Raw genomic sequence first — 15,987 nt, 5'->3', positions numbered from 1 at the left:
CGGTTCGCGCCTCAAAGCAATCCATGTCCGATGAGCCAGGCGCGCAGACGCCGTGCATCCTCGAAACGATGGCCACGCATGCCGAGCGCTTCGGCGGCCGCGACGTTGGCCGGCGCATCGTCGATGAACAGCGTGCGTTCAGGCACCAGTGCATGGCGATCGATCAAGCGCCGGTAGAGCAGCGGATCGGGCTTGACCAGCCCCTCCTCGCCGGACACCACGATGCCGGCGAAATCGGCGAGGAAATCGAAGCGTTCGCGCGCCGCGGGGAAGGTCTCCTGCGACCAGTTGGTGAGCGCATACAGCCGCGCGCCGCCGGCCTTGAGTTCGCGCAGGATGTCGACGGTGCCTTCGATCGCGCCGCCCAGCATCTCCGTCCAGCGCTCGCGATAGGCCGCGATCAGGTCCGCCTGCGCCGGGAAGCGTGCGACGAGCTCGGCCACCGCCTCGCTCCAGGGCCGGCCGGCATCCTGCCGCGCATTCCAGGCCGGGCTGCACACCTCGGCAAGAAACCGTTCCATGGCGGCTTCGTCGTCGAACAGCCGCCGGTAGAGATGGCGCGGATTCCAGTCGATCAGCACACCGCCCAGATCGAAGACCACCGTATCGACCATCATGGTTCACTCCTCGCGTCCGGCCGCACGATGCGTGCGGCCGCCGCCACGCCGAGCAACAGGGCCGCCACCGCGAACAGGGCCCACGGCAAGCTGCTCAGCCGCGAGAGCAGGCCGATCAGTGCAGGGCCGCTCAGCAGGCCGAGGTAACCGAACAGGGTGACCGCGGCCAGCGCCTGCGCCGGCGTGCTGTCCGACTGGCGACCGGCGGCGCTGAACATGACCGGCACGATGTTGGCCGCGCCCAGGCCCACCAGCACGAAACCGGCCAGCGTCGCCGGTGCCCACGGCACGCCGGCCGCCAGGGCCAGGCCGAAGGCGGCAAGACCGGCGCCGGTGCGCACCGCGCCTTCCGGGCCCAGCCGGGCGACCAGACGATCGCCACCCAACCGGCCGCAGGCCATGGCCACCGAGAAGCAGGCATAACCGATGCCCGCCGAACTCGGCGCAAAGGCGCGGAAATCCCGCAGGAAGAGCGCGCTCCAGTCCAGCATCGCCCCCTCGGCGAGAAAACTGACGAAACACAAAAGTCCAAGCAGCAGGACCCGGCCGTGCGGCAGCGCGAAAACTTGCCGTTCCGCCGGGAGGCGCGTGCTGCCTGGCAACAGGCGCGATCGCAGCCAGGCCACCAGGGCGATCAGCCCGGCGGCAAGCACACCGGCGGCCAGGGCGAGCGGCAGGCCCAGCGCCAGCAGGGCGCTGAGCAGCAAGGCACCGGCCAGGCCTCCCAGGCTGAACCAGCCGTGGAACCCGGACATCAATACCCGCCCGCTGTGCCGCTCCACCTCGACCGCATGGGCATTCATCGCCACATCCACGATGCCCAGCGCCGCACCGAACACGAGCAGCGCCAGCGCCAGCAGCGGCGACGTGGGCACCATCGCCAGCACCGGCAGCATGAACGCCATCAGCACGGCGGCGCCCGCGATCACCCGGCGATGGCCGAAGCGATGGCTCAGCCAGCCCACCAGCGGCATCGAGGCCATCGAGCCGCCGCCGAAGAAGAGCAGCAGCAGGCCAAGCTGCGCATCGTCGAGTCCCAGCCGGGATTTGGCATAGGGCACCATCGGCGCCCATGCCGACATGCCCAGTCCCGAGACCAGGAAGATGAGCCGGGTGGCGAGGACGGCCGCAGCGGTGTCCGCCGTCAGGCCCGCTCGGGCATCACGCATGTCGGGAGCTCCAGCGTAAACCAAGCACAAAGGTGACAAAACGTGCATTAACGTGCAATGACTCCGCCCGCTCCGCGCCGGCCGCGCAAAGGCCGCCTTCCCCTGGGCGAAGACGGCCTCATGCCATAATCGGCGGCCAACTCCTGCGATGTCCCGGCCATGTCCCGACGCCTGCTGATCACCCACGCCCTGCCCTATGCGAACGGCCCGCTGCACATGGGCCACATGCTGGGCTACATCCAGAGCGACATCTGGGCGCGTGCACAACGGATGATGGGCAACGAGGTGGTCTTCGTCAGCGCGGACGACGCCCACGGCACGCCGATCATGCTGGCGGCGGAAAAGGCCGGCACGACGCCGGAGGCCTTCATCGAGGAGATCCGCCGCAGCCACGAGGCCGACTTCGCCGACTTCCATTTCAGCCACGACCAGTACCACACCACCCATTCGCCGGAAAACCGCGAACTGGCCACGCTGATCTACACGCGTCTGCGCGATGGCGGCTACATCGCCAAGCGCACCATCCAGCAGCTGTACGACCCGCAGAAGGAAATGTTCCTGCCGGATCGCTACATCAAGGGCACTTGCCCGCGCTGCGAAGCGCCCGACCAGTATGGCGACAACTGCGAACACTGCGGCGCCACCTATGCGCCGACCGAGCTGATCGAGCCCTACTCGGTGGTCTCGGGCGCCACGCCGGTGCTGCGCGACTCGGAGCATTACTTTTTCGAGCTGTCCAAGTTCGAAACCCTGCTGAACGACTGGTTCGCCGGACGCTTCACCGGCGGCCAGCCGGTAGCCCATGCCGGCGTGCTGGCCAAGCTGCGCGAGTGGCTGGAAGGCGGCCTCAAGGATTGGGACATCTCGCGCGACGAGCCCTATTTCGGCTTTCCGATTCCCGATGCGCCCGGCAAGTATTTCTACGTCTGGCTGGACGCGCCGATCGGCTATTTCGCCAGCTTAAAGGCCTGGTGCCGGCGCAGCGGACGCCAGATCGAGGAATTCCTCGCGCCCGGCAGCGAGGCCGAAATGCACCATTTCATCGGCAAGGACATCATCAACTTCCATGGCCTGTTCTGGCCGGCGACGCTGCATGGCGCGGATTTCCGCGTGCCCACCGCGCTGCACGTCAACGGCTTCCTGACCGTCAACGGCGCCAAGATGTCCAAGTCGCGCGGCACCTTCATCCTGGCGCGCACCTATCTCGATGCCGGGCTCGATCCGGAATACCTGCGCTACTACTTCGCCAGCATGCTCGATGACACGCCGGTCGACGTGGACCTGGACCTCAAGGCCTTCGAGGAACGCGTCAATTCACATCTGATCGGCAAGTGGGTCAACATCGCCAGCCGCACCGCGGGCTTCCTGCACAGCCATTTCCAGGGCCGCCTGGCCGACGACTTCGCCACCCAAGAGCGGGCGCTCTGGCAGCGCCTGATCGAACTCTATGGCGAAGTCCCGCCGCTCTACGCGCAAGGCGACTTTGCCGAGGTCTGCCGCCGTTTCGTGCAGATGGCCGACATCACCAATGCCCACATCGCCGCGCGCGCACCCTGGCAACTGACCAAGGACGCCGCGCGGCATGACGAGCTGCACCAGGTGTGCTCCTTCGCCATCGCCGCCTTCCGCCTGCTGTCCGGGCTGCTCAAGCCGATCCTGCCGGCCACGGTGGCCAAGGCGGAAAGCTTCCTCGCCGCGCCGATCGTGGATTTCGACGATGCGCGCGCGGCCTTGCACGGGCATGTCATCGCTGCGTTCGAGCCGCTGCTCGGCCGCATCGATCCCAAACGCATCGAGGCGATGATCGAGGCCTCCAAGAGTTCGCTCGGCACGCCATCGGCCACGAGCGCTGGCGCCACGGACAAAGCCGCCAAGCAACATCGCCATCCCACGGGCAATAGCACACCAGCAGCGTCCGAGGCGCCCGCCATCGTCAGCATCGACGATTTCGCCAGGCTCGACCTGCGCGTGGGCAGGGTGATCGCCTGCGAGGCGGTGGAAGGCTCGGACAAGCTGCTGCGCTTCGAGCTGGACGCCGGAGCGCTGGGCAGGCGGCAGATCTTCTCCGGCATACGCGCCGCCTACGCCGAGCCAGAAAAACTCGTCGGCCGCAACGTGGTGTTCATCGCCAACCTGGCGCCGCGCAAGATGCGTTTTGGCGTATCCGAGGGCATGATCCTCTCGGCCGGCGAGGGCGGCAGCGACCTGCACCTGCTGGCCGTGGACGAAGGCGCCAAACCGGGCGATCCGGTGCGCTGATCGCCGACCCATGGCATCGCTCGCCGACCGCATCGACGCGCTGCTGCCGCAGACGCAATGCGAGCGCTGCGGCTACCACGGCTGTCGCCCGTACGCGGAGGCGATCGCCGCCGGCGAGGCGCCGATCAATCGCTGCCCGCCCGGCGGCGCGGCCGGCATCGCCAGGCTGGCGGCGCTGCTGGAGCGTCCGACGCTGCCGCTCGATCCCTCGTGCGGCGTGGAGCAGCCGCGCAGGCTGGCGCGCATCATCGAGGCCGACTGCATCGGCTGCACCAAGTGCATCCAGGTCTGTCCGGTCGACGCCATCGTCGGCGCGGCCAAGCTGATGCATACGGTGATTGCCGACGACTGCACCGGCTGCGAATTGTGCGTACCGGCTTGCCCGGTCGACTGCATCGCCCTGGAACCGATGCCTGCCGCCCAGCTCGATCAGGCCCATGCCGATGCCGCGCGTGAACACTTCCGCCGCCGCGAGGCGCGTCTGGCGCGCGAACGCGCGGCCCACGAAGCGGAACTCGCGGCCCGGCGTGCCGAAGTCGTCGCCACCGCTCAAGCCGCGGACAACCCGGTGCTGGCGGCACTCCAACGCGCCCGCGCCAAGCGCCCGGGTGCTGCGCCATGAAACCGCTCAGCCGAGCCGAAATCGTCGAGCTGTTCACTCGCCTGCGCGAGCTCAATCCGCATCCCACGACCGAGCTGGCGTATCACTCGCCGTACCAGCTTCTCGTCGCCGTGGTGCTGTCCGCGCAGTCCACCGACGTCGGCGTCAACAAGGCCACGCGCAAGCTGTTCGAGGTCGCTCCCACGCCGCAGGCGATGCTGGAACTCGGCGAGGAGGGGCTGAAGCGCTACATAAGCTCGATCGGTTTCTACAACACCAAGGCCAAGAACATCATCGCGCTGAGCCGCATCCTGGTGGAACGCTATGGCGGCCAGGTGCCGCACGACCGCGAGGCACTGGAAGCCCTGCCCGGCGTCGGCCGCAAGAGCGCCAACGTCATCCTCAATACCGTCTTCGGCGAACCGGTGATCGCGGTGGACACCCACGTCTTTCGCGTCAGCAACCGCACCGGGCTTGCGCCCGGCAAGGACGTGCGCGAGGTGGAACGCAAACTCGAACGGCGCGTGCCCGATGAGTTCAAACGCGATGCGCATCACTGGCTGATCCTGCACGGCCGCTACGTGTGCAAGGCGCGCAAACCCGACTGCCCGCACTGCGTCATCCGCGACCTCTGCCGCTATCCGCACAAGACGCCAGCCGGCGCCTGAAGAAGGAAAAAGCAAACGGCGGGCATGGCCCGCCGCTGCTCCGTCCATGGGTCGAGCTCCCTTGCGATAAACGTCAGTAGCTCAACATGCCCCAGAAGCCGATCTCGTTGGTCTTGTAGCGGAAGGCGCTGTTCGGGCCCTTGAGCTCGTCGTGTTTCCAGGCCAGCGCCAGGCGCAGGTTCTTGATCACGTCGTAGGCGACGCCGGCGTTGTAGTAGGTGTTCTCGAGCTTGTTCTTGCTGCCGGCCAGGTTCTTGTACTTGTAGTCGATGCTGTCGTAGCGGGCGAACACGGCCCATTGCGGCATGAAGGTCCAGTCGGCGAACACCGAATAGCCGTCGGCATCGTCCTTGACCGCGGCCGGGCCGGGCCGCGGGCCGTTGTACTTGAGCACATCGTCCCAGTTGTTGGCGGAAAAATACTCGGCGCCGATGCCGAAGCTCTTGTCGCGCCAGGCCACCAGGGCATCGCCGCGGGTGGCGTTGCGGGTGGGCGCGCCGCCTTGCACATCATTGCCGCGCTTGCCGGTGTAGCCGCCGACGGCGATCACCATCTGCTCGACCGGCTGGTAACCGACACGGCCTTCCACATCCACGCTATTGGAGCGCGAGGGATTCTTGTAGCCGCGGCCGTTGACGACCGAAAGCTGGTAATTGAAGGCGTTGTCGCCGGTGGTGGCACCCAGTGCATGCAGGCCCCAGTCCGACGACGTGCCGAAGGAACCAAAACCCGCCGCCGCCGATCCGGTCGCACCACGCCCGCCATCGACGGTGCGGTCGATCAGGGTGTTTTCCAGGAAGCGGTAGCCGTACCACTTCTCCGCATACGGAATCCACGGCATGTCGGCCGCACCGACGCGCACGGCGAACAAGGGATCGAACTTGCCCTGCACGTAGGCTTTCTTGACGTACAGTTCCGTGGCACTGACGCCGCTGGCGTACTGGAAATCGGTGGTGAGGTTGGCCGACCAGATGTCGTTGAACTGATGGTCGACGGAGAGATAGAACCGCTTGACGTCAAAACCGGTGCCGTTGGTCCAGCCGTGGCCATCCTTCTTCTGGTAGCCGCCGGTGGCGCCCTTCTCCTTGTGATCGACGTTGGTCATGTCGAAAAACATGGTGCCGCCGATCTTGGTGTTGTTGACGAACTTGTCGATCGAAGCCAGTCGCTTTTCCGAAGCGGTCTGGGTCTTCTGGATCGACTCCACCGCCTGGCCGGTGCTGACGTTGATCTCCGATTGCGCATCCGTGCGCGCCTCGAGTTCGGCCACCTTGGCCTGCAAAGCCTCGAGCTGGGCCTTGAGCGCCTCGATCTCGGCGTTCTGACTGCTACTGCTGCGCGAGGCCGGCGCAGCGCTGCGGCCCTTGGAGCCGGTCTGGGCCGGATCGGCCTGGGCCGCAAGGCAGGTCAAGCCGAGGCCAGCCGCGATGGCCGCCGCGAGCAAACGGGTGTGCATGGCGATCTCTCCAGATGTTTTTTTGAGGGGAAAACCAGCCGGACCGCCCCCTGGCGATGCGTGGCAGGCCAAGCATGCGCCATAGCATGCCGCCGGCTTTTTACGTTTCCATGCCCTTTTCATGACGAATCGAAGACAGGCACACGCGAAGCCGCGCCGGCCCGGCCTGTTATCCTTGCCGGCCCATGCAGACTTCGATCACGAACAGCCGCGCGCCGCGCATCGCCGAGCGCTTCCGCGGTTTCCTGCCGGTGGCCGTGGATGTCGAGACCGGCGGCTTCGATGCCGAACGCGACGCCCTGCTCGAAATCGCCGTGGTGCCCATCGGCATGGACGAGGCGGGCTGGCTCCATCCCGGCCCCACCGTCTCCACCCACGTGGAGCCTTTTCCCGGCGCACGCATCGACCCGCGTTCGCTGGAGATCACCGGCATCGACCCGGACAACCCCCTGCGCGGCGCGCTGCCGGAAAAACAGGCGCTCGATCACGTCTTCGCGCCGGTGCGCAAGGCCCTGCGCGAAGCCGGCTGCCAGCGCGCCATCCTGCTCGGCCACAACGCCGCCTTCGACCTGGCCTTCCTGAATGCCGCGGTGCGCCGCACCGGCCACAAGCGCAATCCGTTCCACCCCTTCAGCGCGCTGGACACCGTCACCCTGGGTGCCCTGGCCTACGGGCAAACCGTGCTCGGCCGCGCGGTCAACGCCTCCGGCGCCGTGTTCGACGCCAGCCAGGCGCATTCGGCCGTCTATGATGCCGAACGCACCGCCGAGCTCTTCTGCACCGTGGTCAATCGCTGGCGCCGGCTGGAGCGGCTGGAACAGGACCTGCCGGACATCCTGTCGGGCTGAACGGCCGTCTCGTCATACGTTTGCAACATTCGGCTCATCTCATTGCAACACGACAGGACTGCAATAGCGGTCGGCGGGAATCCCCCGCAATCGCTATCGACGAGGAGCATCCCGTGTTGAATACGACCTTTACCTTGAGCCGCCTGTGCGCCGCGGCCGCGCTCGCCGCGGGCATCCTCGCCGGCGCGCCGGCGCGGGCCACGGACATCACCGGCGCCGGATCGAGCTTCGTCTATCCGGTCATCTCCAAATGGTCTGCCGCCTATGCCGAGAAGACCGGCAACAAGCTCAACTACCAGTCGGTGGGTTCGGGCGCGGGTATCGCGCAGATCAAGGAAGGCACCATCGACTTCGGCGCCTCCGACGCCCCGATGAAGCCGGAGGAACTCAAGCAGTACGGCCTCGGCCAGTTCCCGCTGGTGGTCGGCGGCATCGTGCCGGTGGTCAATCTTTCCGGCATCGGCTCGGACCAGATCAAGCTCGACGGCCCCACGCTGGCCGAGATCTTCCTGGGCAAGATCACCAGCTGGAACGACTCCAAGATCGCCGCGCTCAACGCGGGCCTGAACCTGCCGGCCAAGAAGATCACCGTGGTGCACCGCTCGGACGGCTCGGGCACCAGCTTCAACTTCACCAATTACCTGTCCAAGGTGAGCCCGGAATGGGCCGACAAGGTCAAGTTCGGTACCGCGGTGGACTGGCCGACCGGCGTCGGCGGCAAGGGCAACGAGGGCGTGTCGCAGTACGTGCGCCAGATCCCGGGCGCGATCGGCTACGTCGAGTACGCCTACGCGGTGCAGAACAAGATCAGCTGGGTGGATCTCAAGAACGCCGCCGGCCAGTTCGTCAAGCCGAGCGCGGAAACCTTCGCCGCGGCGGCGGCCACCGCCGACTGGGCGAGCGCCAAGGACTTCAACCTGGTGATGACCAACGCCCCGGGCCAGAACGCCTGGCCGATCGCCGCAACCACCTGGGCGATCATGTACAAGAAGCCCAAGAACGTCGAGCATACCCGCGTGGCCCTGGACTTCTTCAAATGGGCGCTGGAAAACGGCCAGCAGCTCGCCTCCTCGCTCGACTACGTGCCGCTGCCACCCTCGCTGGTCAAGCAGATCGAAGCCTACTGGGCCAGCGAGTTCAAGCTGCAGTGAGGATCAGCACGCACAGCTTGGCTTAAAAAAGCCCGGAACCAGGCCGCCTCGTCTCGGGGCGGCCTGGTTCGTCAATAGCATTTCGCTAAAACACCTCCCTTTCGAGTCCAGCCGACCGCATGTCCCACCAGGCCACCCCGCCGGCCCAGGCCGATCGCCGCGACCTGCGCGATGCCCGCAACGACCGCTGGTTCGCGCGGCTGCTCAAGGTCTGTGCGCTGCTGGTGCTGGCCTCGCTCATCGGCGCGGCCGGTGCGACGCTGTGGGGCGGCCGGCAGGCGTTCGCCACCTTCGGCTGGCATTTCCTGGTCAGCGACGCCTGGGACCCGGGCAACGACGTCTATGGCGCGCTGGTGCCGGTCTACGGCACCGTGGTCACCTCGGTGATCGCGCTCGTGCTGGCCGTGCCGATGAGCTTCGGCATCGCGCTGTATCTGTCGGAGGTGGCGCCGGCCTGGCTGCGCACGCCGGTCGCCTCGGCGATCGAGCTGCTCGCCGGCATCCCGTCGATCATCTACGGCATGTGGGGGCTGTTCATCTTCGCGCCGTTCTTCGCCGAACACATCAAGCCGTTCTTCACCAACCACCTGGGCGACAAGCCCGACGACGGCCAGCTGTCGTGGATCGCCGCGCACGTGCCCTTCATCGGCAAGCTGTTCGGCACCGACTATCCGTTCGGCGCCGGCGTACTCACCGCCGGCATCGTGCTGGCGGTGATGATCATCCCGTTCATCTCCTCGGTGATGCGCGAGGTGTTCCAGACGGTACCCACGCGGCTCAAGGAATCGGCCTACGCGCTCGGCTCGACCACCTGGGAGGTGGCCTGGGACATCGTGCTGCCCTACACCCGCTCGGCGGTGATCGGCGGCATCTTCCTCGGGCTCGGCCGCGCGCTCGGCGAAACCATGGCGGTGACCTTCGTGCTCGGCAACACATTGCGGCTGTCGCCCTCGCTGCTCGACCCCGGCGCCTCGATCGCCTCCACCATCGCCAACCAGTTCAGCGAGGCGGTGGGCTTGCAGAAATCGGCGCTGATGGCGCTGGCTTTCCTGCTGTTCGTGGTCACCTTCTTCGTGCTGCTGGCGGCGCGCTGGATGCTGCGCCGGCTCGCCTTCCGCGAGGGCAACCGATGAACGCGGACTGGCTCTACCTGCGCCGGCGCGCCCGCAATGCGCTGGCCCTGCTCGCCAGCGGCCTGGCCACCCTGCTGGGCCTGGGTTTTCTGGCCTGGATCCTGTGGGAGACGCTGCGCCAGGGCATCGCCGCGCTCGACCTCAAGTTGTTCACCCGCATCACCGCTTACGGCGCCGACGGCGGCCTGGCCAACGCGATGGTCGGCAGCCTGATCATCGATGCCATCGGCATCGCCCTCGCCGCGCCGATCGGCGTGCTGGCCGGCACCTGGCTTGCCGAATACGCCAACCGCAGCCGGCTCGGCGAGGCGGTGCGTTTCCTCAACGACATCCTGCTGTCCGCGCCTTCGATCGTGCTCGGCCTGTTCGTCTACACCATCGTGGTGTTGCCGAGCACCGCGCTGACCCACGGCAACATCACCTTCTCGGGCGCCGCCGGCGGCGTCGCGCTGGCGCTCATCGCGTTGCCGGTGATCGTGCGCACCACCGACGAGATGCTGCGGCTGGTGCCCTCCACGCTGCGCGAGGCGGCACTCTCGCTCGGCATCCCGCAGTGGAAGATGACCGTGCAGATCCTGCTGCGCGCCGCCCGCGCCGGGGTGATCACCGGCGTATTGCTCGCGCTGGCGCGCATCAGCGGCGAGACCGCGCCGCTCTTGTTCACCGCCTTCGGCAACAATTACATGGTGTTCAATCCCTTCGACAAGATGGCCAGCCTGCCGCAGGTGATCTACCAGTACGCCAACGATCCGGGCGAGGCGATGCACGCGCTGGCCTGGGCCGGCGCCTTCGTGGTGACGATGTTCGTGCTGCTGCTCAGCCTTGCCTCGCGCCTGCTCCTCGCCCGCAACAAGGTGACCCATGACTGAGCCCGCCCTCGCGACCGCAGCCGTGCCGGCCGCGGAGCCCAAGCTCAAGGTGCGCGACCTGCATTTCTACTACCAGGGTTTCCATGCGCTGAAAGGCATCAGCATGGACATCCCGGAAAAGCGGGTGACTGCGATCATCGGCCCCTCCGGCTGCGGCAAGTCGACCTTGCTGCGCATCTTCAACCGCATCTACGCGATCTATCCCAAGCTGGAAGCCAAGGGCGTGGTCGAACTCGACGGCGAGAACATCCTCGACCCGCACTATTCGCTCAACCGGCTGCGCAGCAAGGTCGGCATGGTGTTCCAGAAACCGGTGCCGTTCCCGATGACGATCTACGAGAACGTCGCCTATGGCATCCGCCATCACGAACGCTTGTCGCGCGCCGAGATGGACGCCCGCGTCGAACAGGCGCTGCGCAGCGCGGCGCTGTGGGACGAGGTGAAGGACAAGCTCAAACAGAGCGCGCTCGGGCTGTCCGGCGGCCAGCAGCAGCGTCTGTGCATCGCCCGCGCCATTGCGCTGCGTCCCGAGGTGCTGCTGCTGGACGAGCCGACCTCGGCGCTCGACCCGATCGCCACCGGGCGCATCGAGCAGCTCATCGAGGAGCTCAAGCACGCGTACACCATCGTCATCGTCACCCACAACATGCAGCAGGCGGCGCGGGTGTCCGATCTCACCGCCTTCATGTATCTGGGCGAATTGATCGAGTTCGACAGCACCGAGAAGATCTTCACCAAGCCCGGCAAGAAACAGACCGAGGATTACATCACCGGCCGTTTCGGCTGATGCCTCCACTTCATCGAGAACGGCCATGAGCGGACCGAACAAAGAGCACATCATCAAGAGCTATGACGAGGAGCTGGCCCGGCTCACCGGCGAGATCGTCCGCATGGGCGAGCTGGCGGTCGGTCAGCTGGAAGCCGCGATCGACGTGGTCGAGCGCCGCGACGAACGCGCCGCGCAGCGCGTGGTGGCCAACGACGAGGTGATCGACCAGCTCGAGCAGGAGATCAGCCACGACGTGGTGCGACTTCTCGCCCTGCGCGCGCCGATGGCGGGCGACCTGCGCAACGTGTTCGCGGCGCTGCGCATCGCCGCCGACATCGAACGCATCGGCGACTACGCCGCCAACGTCGCCAAGCGCTCCATTCCGCTGTCGATGGTGGCGCCCATCGCCGCCGCCAGCGGCCTCACTTATCTCGCCGAACTGGCCGCCACCGAGGTGCGCGACGTGCTGGCCGCCTATCGCGATCGCGACGCCGAGCGCGCGCACGAAGTCTGGCAGAACGATGCCGAGCTGGACGAGGCCTATACCGGCTATTTCCGCCAGCTGCTCACCTACATGATGGAAGATCCGCGCAACATCACCCCGTGCACGCATCTCTTGTTCATGGCCAAGAACATCGAGCGCATCGGCGACCACGCCACCAACATCGCCGAGAGCGTCTGGTTCCAGGTGTACGGCGAGCCGCTGAACGCGCAGCGCAGCAAGCGCGATTTCACCTCCAGCCCCGAGCTGCCGCACCTCGGCAACAAGAACTGAGATCGCCGATTCACTGCCGCCCGAGGCGGCGCGTGCGCACGCCGCGCACGATGCCGTAGAGACCGATCGCGATCCAGGCCAGCTCGAGCAGGAAGGCCGGCCAGTTGAAGCTGCCGAACAGCAACGACAGCGCGACGCCGGCGGCGCCGAGCACGTTCATGAGCTGATAGGCCAGCCCGTATCCGTCCAGCTTGCGCGCCTGCAGCAGCAGAAAGGCCAGCAGCACCAGCGCGACACCGGCATAGCCGGCCCAGTCGTACCAGTAGAGCGTGGTGGTCATCGCGCGACTCCTCGTTGACGCAAGGCCTCGAACAATACGACGCCGGTCGCCACGGAAACGTTCAGGCTCTCCATCGCGCCCGGCATCGGGATGCGGGCCAGGAAATCGCAGGCCTCGCGGGTCAGTCGCCGCATGCCTTCGCCCTCGCTGCCGAGCACCAGGGCCAGCGGCCCGGTAAAATCCGTCTCGTAGATCGTGCGCGGCGCATCGCCGGCCAGCCCCGTGATCCACACCCCGCGTTGCTTGAGCTCGCGCAGCGTACGGGCGAGATTGGTGACGGTGGCGAGCGGCACCCGTTCGGCGCCGCCGGCCGAGGCGCGCCGTGCCACCGGGGTGAGCCCGGCCGCGCGATCCTTGGGCACCACCACCGCGGTGGCAGCGGCCGCGGCGGCGCTGCGCAGGCAGGCGCCCAGGTTGTGCGGATCGGTGACGCCATCCAGGACCAGCACCAGGGCGCCCTGCCCTGCCGCATCGACCGCCGCCTCGAGCGCCGCCTCGTCCAGCGTGGGCGGTGCCTCGTAGTGGATGGCGATGCCCTGATGCCTGGCGTTCCCGGCCAGCCGGTCGAGCTGCTCGCGCGCTCGCGTGTGCACGGGAATGCCGAGCGTCCGGGCGCGTTCGGCCAGTTGCTGCACACGCGCGTTGCGCGCCCCCTGTTCGACCAGCACCTCGCGCACCCGTGCGGGGTCGTTGTCCAGCGCGCCGGCGACCGGATGGACGCCGACGATCCAGTGCACGTTCACGAACGGTCCTTGCGGCTACGCCGGCCCGCGGCGCGGCCGCCGGGCCGTTTCTGGCCAGACGGCGACGACGGCCGCGTCTCGGCCTTGGCGGCGCCACGCGTCTTTGGCCGCGCAGCGGCTTTGGGCACGGCCCCGGCCTGCCGGCGCGGACCCGGTGCGCCACCCTTGCGTGTCGACGGCTTCGCACCGCGGCTGTCGGCCGCCGCCGGTGGCTCCGGCAGCGCCGGCAGCGCAGAACGCGGCGTCGAGCCCGCCTTGTCATAGGCACGCTCGCTGCGCGGCGGCACGAAACCCTTGGCCCCCGGCGGCGGGGATGCCTCGTCGCGCCGGGCGACGAGGCGGAAATCGATCTTGCGTTCCTCCAGGCTCGCCCGCAGCACCTGCACGCGCACGTGATCACCGAGTCGATACTGGGCGCCGGTGCGCTCGCCCTGCAGCAGATGCCGCTGTGGATCGAAATGGTAGTAGTCGTTGGCGAGCTGACTGATGTGCACCAGGCCGGACACCTTGGAAGCGTCGAGCTCCACGAACAAGCCGAACGAGGTGACACCGGTCACCGTGCCATCGAACTCCTCGCCCACGTGCTTGGCCAGCCAGGCGCACTTGAAGCGCTCGTCGACGTCGCGCTCGGCCTCCTCGGCGCGCCGCTCACGTTGGGAAAGATGCACCGCCATCGCGGCCATCACCGCCGGCGTGTAGACGTAGGCCGACGGCTTGCCGCCGGCGAGCGCGTAGCGGATCGCGCGATGCACGAGCAGGTCCGGATAACGCCGGATCGGTGAAGTGAAGTGCGCGTAGGCATCCAGGGCCAAGCCGAAATGGCCGCGGTTCTCCGGCTGGTAGGCGGCCATGCTCTGCGCGCGCAGCAGCACCGACTGGATCAACTCGCGTTCCGGACGATCCTGCACCTTGCGCAGCAGCGCGGCGAAATCGCCCGGCGTGACCTCCTCGAGCGGCGGCAGGCGCAGCTTGAACTCGCGCAGGAAGGCACGCAGGTCCTCGTATTTCTCCGCCGGCGGCGGCTCATGCACGCGAAACAGGGCCGGGATTTTCTTGCGCTCCAGAAACTTCGCCGCCTGCACGTTGGCGGCGATCATGCACTCCTCGATCAGCTTGTGCGCGTCGTTGCGCTCATCCGAGCCGACCGCCTGCACTTCACCGCGGGCATCCAGCCTGAATTTGACTTCCGGCGTCTCGAAATCGATCGCGCCGCGCCGGCGCCGCTGCGCGGCCATCGCCCGGTAGAGCGCGTGCAGGTTTTCCAGATGCACCAGCACGTCGGCCAACTCGTGCCGCGCGTCGGGATCGCCAAGGCCGATCGCCTGCCAGACCCGGTCGTAGGTGAGCCGCGCATGCGAGCGCATCACCGCCGGATAGAACTTGGCGCGGGTCACCTCGCCCTGCGCGTCCACCTGCATCTCGCAGACCATGCACAGGCGCTCGACCTTGGGATTCAACGAACAGATGCCGTTGGAAAGCGACTCGGGCAGCATCGGCACCACGAAACCCGGGAAATAGACCGAGGTGCCGCGCTCGTAGGCTTCTTTGTCCAGCGCGCTGTCGACCGGCACGTAGTGCGAGACGTCCGCGATCGCCACCAGCAGCCGCCAGCCGCCGCCGCGACGCGGCTCGGCATAGACCGCATCGTCGAAATCGCGCGCATCGGCGCCATCGATGGTGACCAGCGGTACCGTGCGCAGATCGACCCGTCCCTCGCGCTCGACGGCACCGACCTCGGTCGGTACCTGGGCCGCCTCGCGCAGGACTTCCTCCGGCCACACATGGGGCAGCCCATGACTGGCGATGGCCATGTCCACCAGCAACGAAGGCTGCAGCCGCTCGCCGAGCACGGCGCGGATGAGGCCGATCGGCCCACGGTAGGGCGTCGGCGGGTCGGTGATCTCGGCCACCACGATCTGGCCGTTGCGCACGCCCTGAGCGCGATCGGGCGGAATCAGCACGTCCTGGTGCAGCCGGCGATCATCGGGCACGACCACGGTGACGCCGTTTTCGGTAACCACCCGCCCGACCAGGCGCGGTGGCCGGCGCTGCAGCACCTCGACGATGGCGCCTTGCCGGCGACCACGGCGATCGATGCCGACCACGCTGGCCAGCACGCGGTCGCCATGCAGCACCGCGCGCATCTGCTGCGGGGAAAGATAGAGATCGTCGCCACCCGCGTCCGGACGCAGGAAACCGTAGCCCTCGGCATTGGCCAGTACGACACCGCTGATGAGGTCGAGCTTGCGCACCGGCGCATAGCCGCCACGCCGGCCCAGCAGCAGCTGGCCGTCGCGCACCATCGCCTGCAGGCGCTTGTGCAACGCGGCCTGACGCTCCGCATCGTCGATACCGAGAGCGGCGGCGATGTCGGCCTCGCTCAGGAGCTCGGCGCGCGCCTCCAGCAGCGCGAGGATAGCCTCCCGGCTCGGGATGGGGTTTTCATAGCGCTGCGCCTCGCGTTCGGCGAAAGGATCGCGCACGGCGGCATCGGCTTGCGCACGGCCGCGACGGCGGGACGCGGCACGGCGCGAATCGTGGTTTTTTTTGTTGGAAGTCACATCAATCCTTGGAATCAGTTCTCGGGGGGCGCGGTCGCGCGCATCTTAAACCCTTGCGGTTGACACGCTCGCGCCAGCTATCTAATCT

General features: G+C 67.4%; 15 protein-coding genes. 9 read left to right on the top strand and 6 right to left on the bottom strand.

From position 1 onward, the window contains the following. Window positions 1-11 precede the first annotated feature (11 nt). Together ALSL_RS05130 and ALSL_RS05125 are read right to left on the bottom strand one after the other, a co-directional pair. On the bottom strand, window positions 12-617 hold the full coding sequence (locus tag ALSL_RS05130; RefSeq protein ID WP_126537075.1) for an HAD family hydrolase: 606 nt from the start codon (window positions 615-617) through the stop codon (window positions 12-14). Beyond that, entirely contained in the window at window positions 614-1,786 is a 1,173-nt protein-coding gene (locus ALSL_RS05125; RefSeq protein WP_126537073.1) for an MFS transporter, read from the bottom strand. The genes ALSL_RS05130 and ALSL_RS05125 overlap by 4 nt, the downstream gene beginning before the upstream one ends. 159 nt (window positions 1,787-1,945) lie before the next feature. On the opposite strand from ALSL_RS05125, the gene metG reads away from it, so the two are divergent. Genes metG through nth form a run of 3 tightly spaced genes read left to right on the top strand, consistent with a single transcriptional unit; the run spans window position 1,946 to window position 5,314 of the window. Further along, on the top strand, window positions 1,946-4,045 hold the full coding sequence (gene metG, locus ALSL_RS05120) for a methionine--tRNA ligase (RefSeq protein ID WP_126537071.1): 2,100 nt from the start codon (window positions 1,946-1,948) through the stop codon (window positions 4,043-4,045). Window positions 4,046-4,055: 10 nt separating this feature from the next. After that, on the top strand, window positions 4,056-4,667 hold the full coding sequence (locus ALSL_RS05115; protein WP_126537068.1) for an RnfABCDGE type electron transport complex subunit B: 612 nt from the start codon (window positions 4,056-4,058) through the stop codon (window positions 4,665-4,667). After that, a complete protein-coding gene (nth, locus tag ALSL_RS05110) occupies window positions 4,664-5,314 on the top strand; it encodes an endonuclease III (RefSeq protein WP_126537066.1) in 651 nt (216 codons plus the stop codon). Before ALSL_RS05115 ends, nth begins: the two co-directional genes overlap by 4 nt. Before the next feature lie 73 nt (window positions 5,315-5,387). Here nth and ALSL_RS05105 read toward each other — a convergent pair whose 3' ends face one another. Further along, window positions 5,388-6,770: a carbohydrate porin gene (locus ALSL_RS05105; RefSeq protein ID WP_126537064.1), complete on the bottom strand. Its 1,383-nt coding sequence runs from the start codon at window positions 6,768-6,770 to the stop codon at window positions 5,388-5,390. 185 nt (window positions 6,771-6,955) lie between these two features. Between ALSL_RS05105 and rnt the strand changes: the two genes are divergently transcribed. The 6 genes from rnt to phoU all read left to right on the top strand — a co-directional run bounded on the left by rnt (window position 6,956) and on the right by phoU (window position 12,315). Beyond that, window positions 6,956-7,618, top strand: coding sequence for a ribonuclease T (rnt, locus tag ALSL_RS05100; RefSeq protein WP_126537062.1), 663 nt, complete (start codon window positions 6,956-6,958; stop codon window positions 7,616-7,618). A gap of 116 nt (window positions 7,619-7,734) precedes the next feature. Then, window positions 7,735-8,769 (top strand): phosphate ABC transporter substrate-binding protein PstS, encoded by a 1,035-nt coding sequence (gene pstS, locus ALSL_RS05095; RefSeq protein ID WP_126537059.1) that lies wholly within the window; start codon window positions 7,735-7,737, stop codon window positions 8,767-8,769. Between the two features lie 119 nt (window positions 8,770-8,888). Further along, the gene (gene pstC, locus ALSL_RS05090) at window positions 8,889-9,902 is read left to right on the top strand and encodes a phosphate ABC transporter permease subunit PstC (protein WP_126537057.1); all 1,014 of its coding nucleotides are present in this window, start codon (window positions 8,889-8,891) and stop codon (window positions 9,900-9,902) included. After that, window positions 9,899-10,771 (top strand): phosphate ABC transporter permease PstA, encoded by an 873-nt coding sequence (gene pstA, locus ALSL_RS05085; RefSeq protein WP_126537055.1) that lies wholly within the window; start codon window positions 9,899-9,901, stop codon window positions 10,769-10,771. Before pstC ends, pstA begins: the two co-directional genes overlap by 4 nt. Continuing rightward, entirely contained in the window at window positions 10,764-11,558 is a 795-nt protein-coding gene (gene pstB / locus ALSL_RS05080; RefSeq protein ID WP_126537053.1) for a phosphate ABC transporter ATP-binding protein PstB, read from the top strand. Before pstA ends, pstB begins: the two co-directional genes overlap by 8 nt. Before the next feature lie 25 nt (window positions 11,559-11,583). Continuing rightward, window positions 11,584-12,315, top strand: coding sequence for a phosphate signaling complex protein PhoU (gene phoU, locus ALSL_RS05075; protein WP_126537051.1), 732 nt, complete (start codon window positions 11,584-11,586; stop codon window positions 12,313-12,315). A gap of 10 nt (window positions 12,316-12,325) precedes the next feature. On the opposite strand, the gene ALSL_RS05070 is transcribed toward phoU, so the two are convergent. From ALSL_RS05070 to rnr, 3 genes are read right to left on the bottom strand one after another with little or no spacing between them, the layout of a single operon-like run. Next, window positions 12,326-12,595, bottom strand: a complete 270-nt coding sequence (locus ALSL_RS05070; RefSeq protein ID WP_126537049.1) for a CBU_0592 family membrane protein — start codon at window positions 12,593-12,595, stop codon at window positions 12,326-12,328. Next, window positions 12,592-13,338, bottom strand: coding sequence for a 23S rRNA (guanosine(2251)-2'-O)-methyltransferase RlmB (gene rlmB / locus ALSL_RS05065; protein ID WP_126537047.1), 747 nt, complete (start codon window positions 13,336-13,338; stop codon window positions 12,592-12,594). Before rlmB ends, ALSL_RS05070 begins: the two co-directional genes overlap by 4 nt. Continuing rightward, the gene (gene rnr, locus ALSL_RS05060; protein WP_126537045.1) at window positions 13,335-15,821 is read right to left on the bottom strand and encodes a ribonuclease R; all 2,487 of its coding nucleotides are present in this window, start codon (window positions 15,819-15,821) and stop codon (window positions 13,335-13,337) included. Before rnr ends, rlmB begins: the two co-directional genes overlap by 4 nt. Window positions 15,822-15,987: the final 166 nt, after the last annotated feature.

It is taken from the genome of Aerosticca soli (assembly GCF_003967035.1).
GTDB classification, from domain to species: Bacteria; Pseudomonadota; Gammaproteobacteria; order Xanthomonadales; family Rhodanobacteraceae; genus Aerosticca; species Aerosticca soli.
This window is presented reverse-complemented; position numbering and strand designations above follow the sequence as displayed.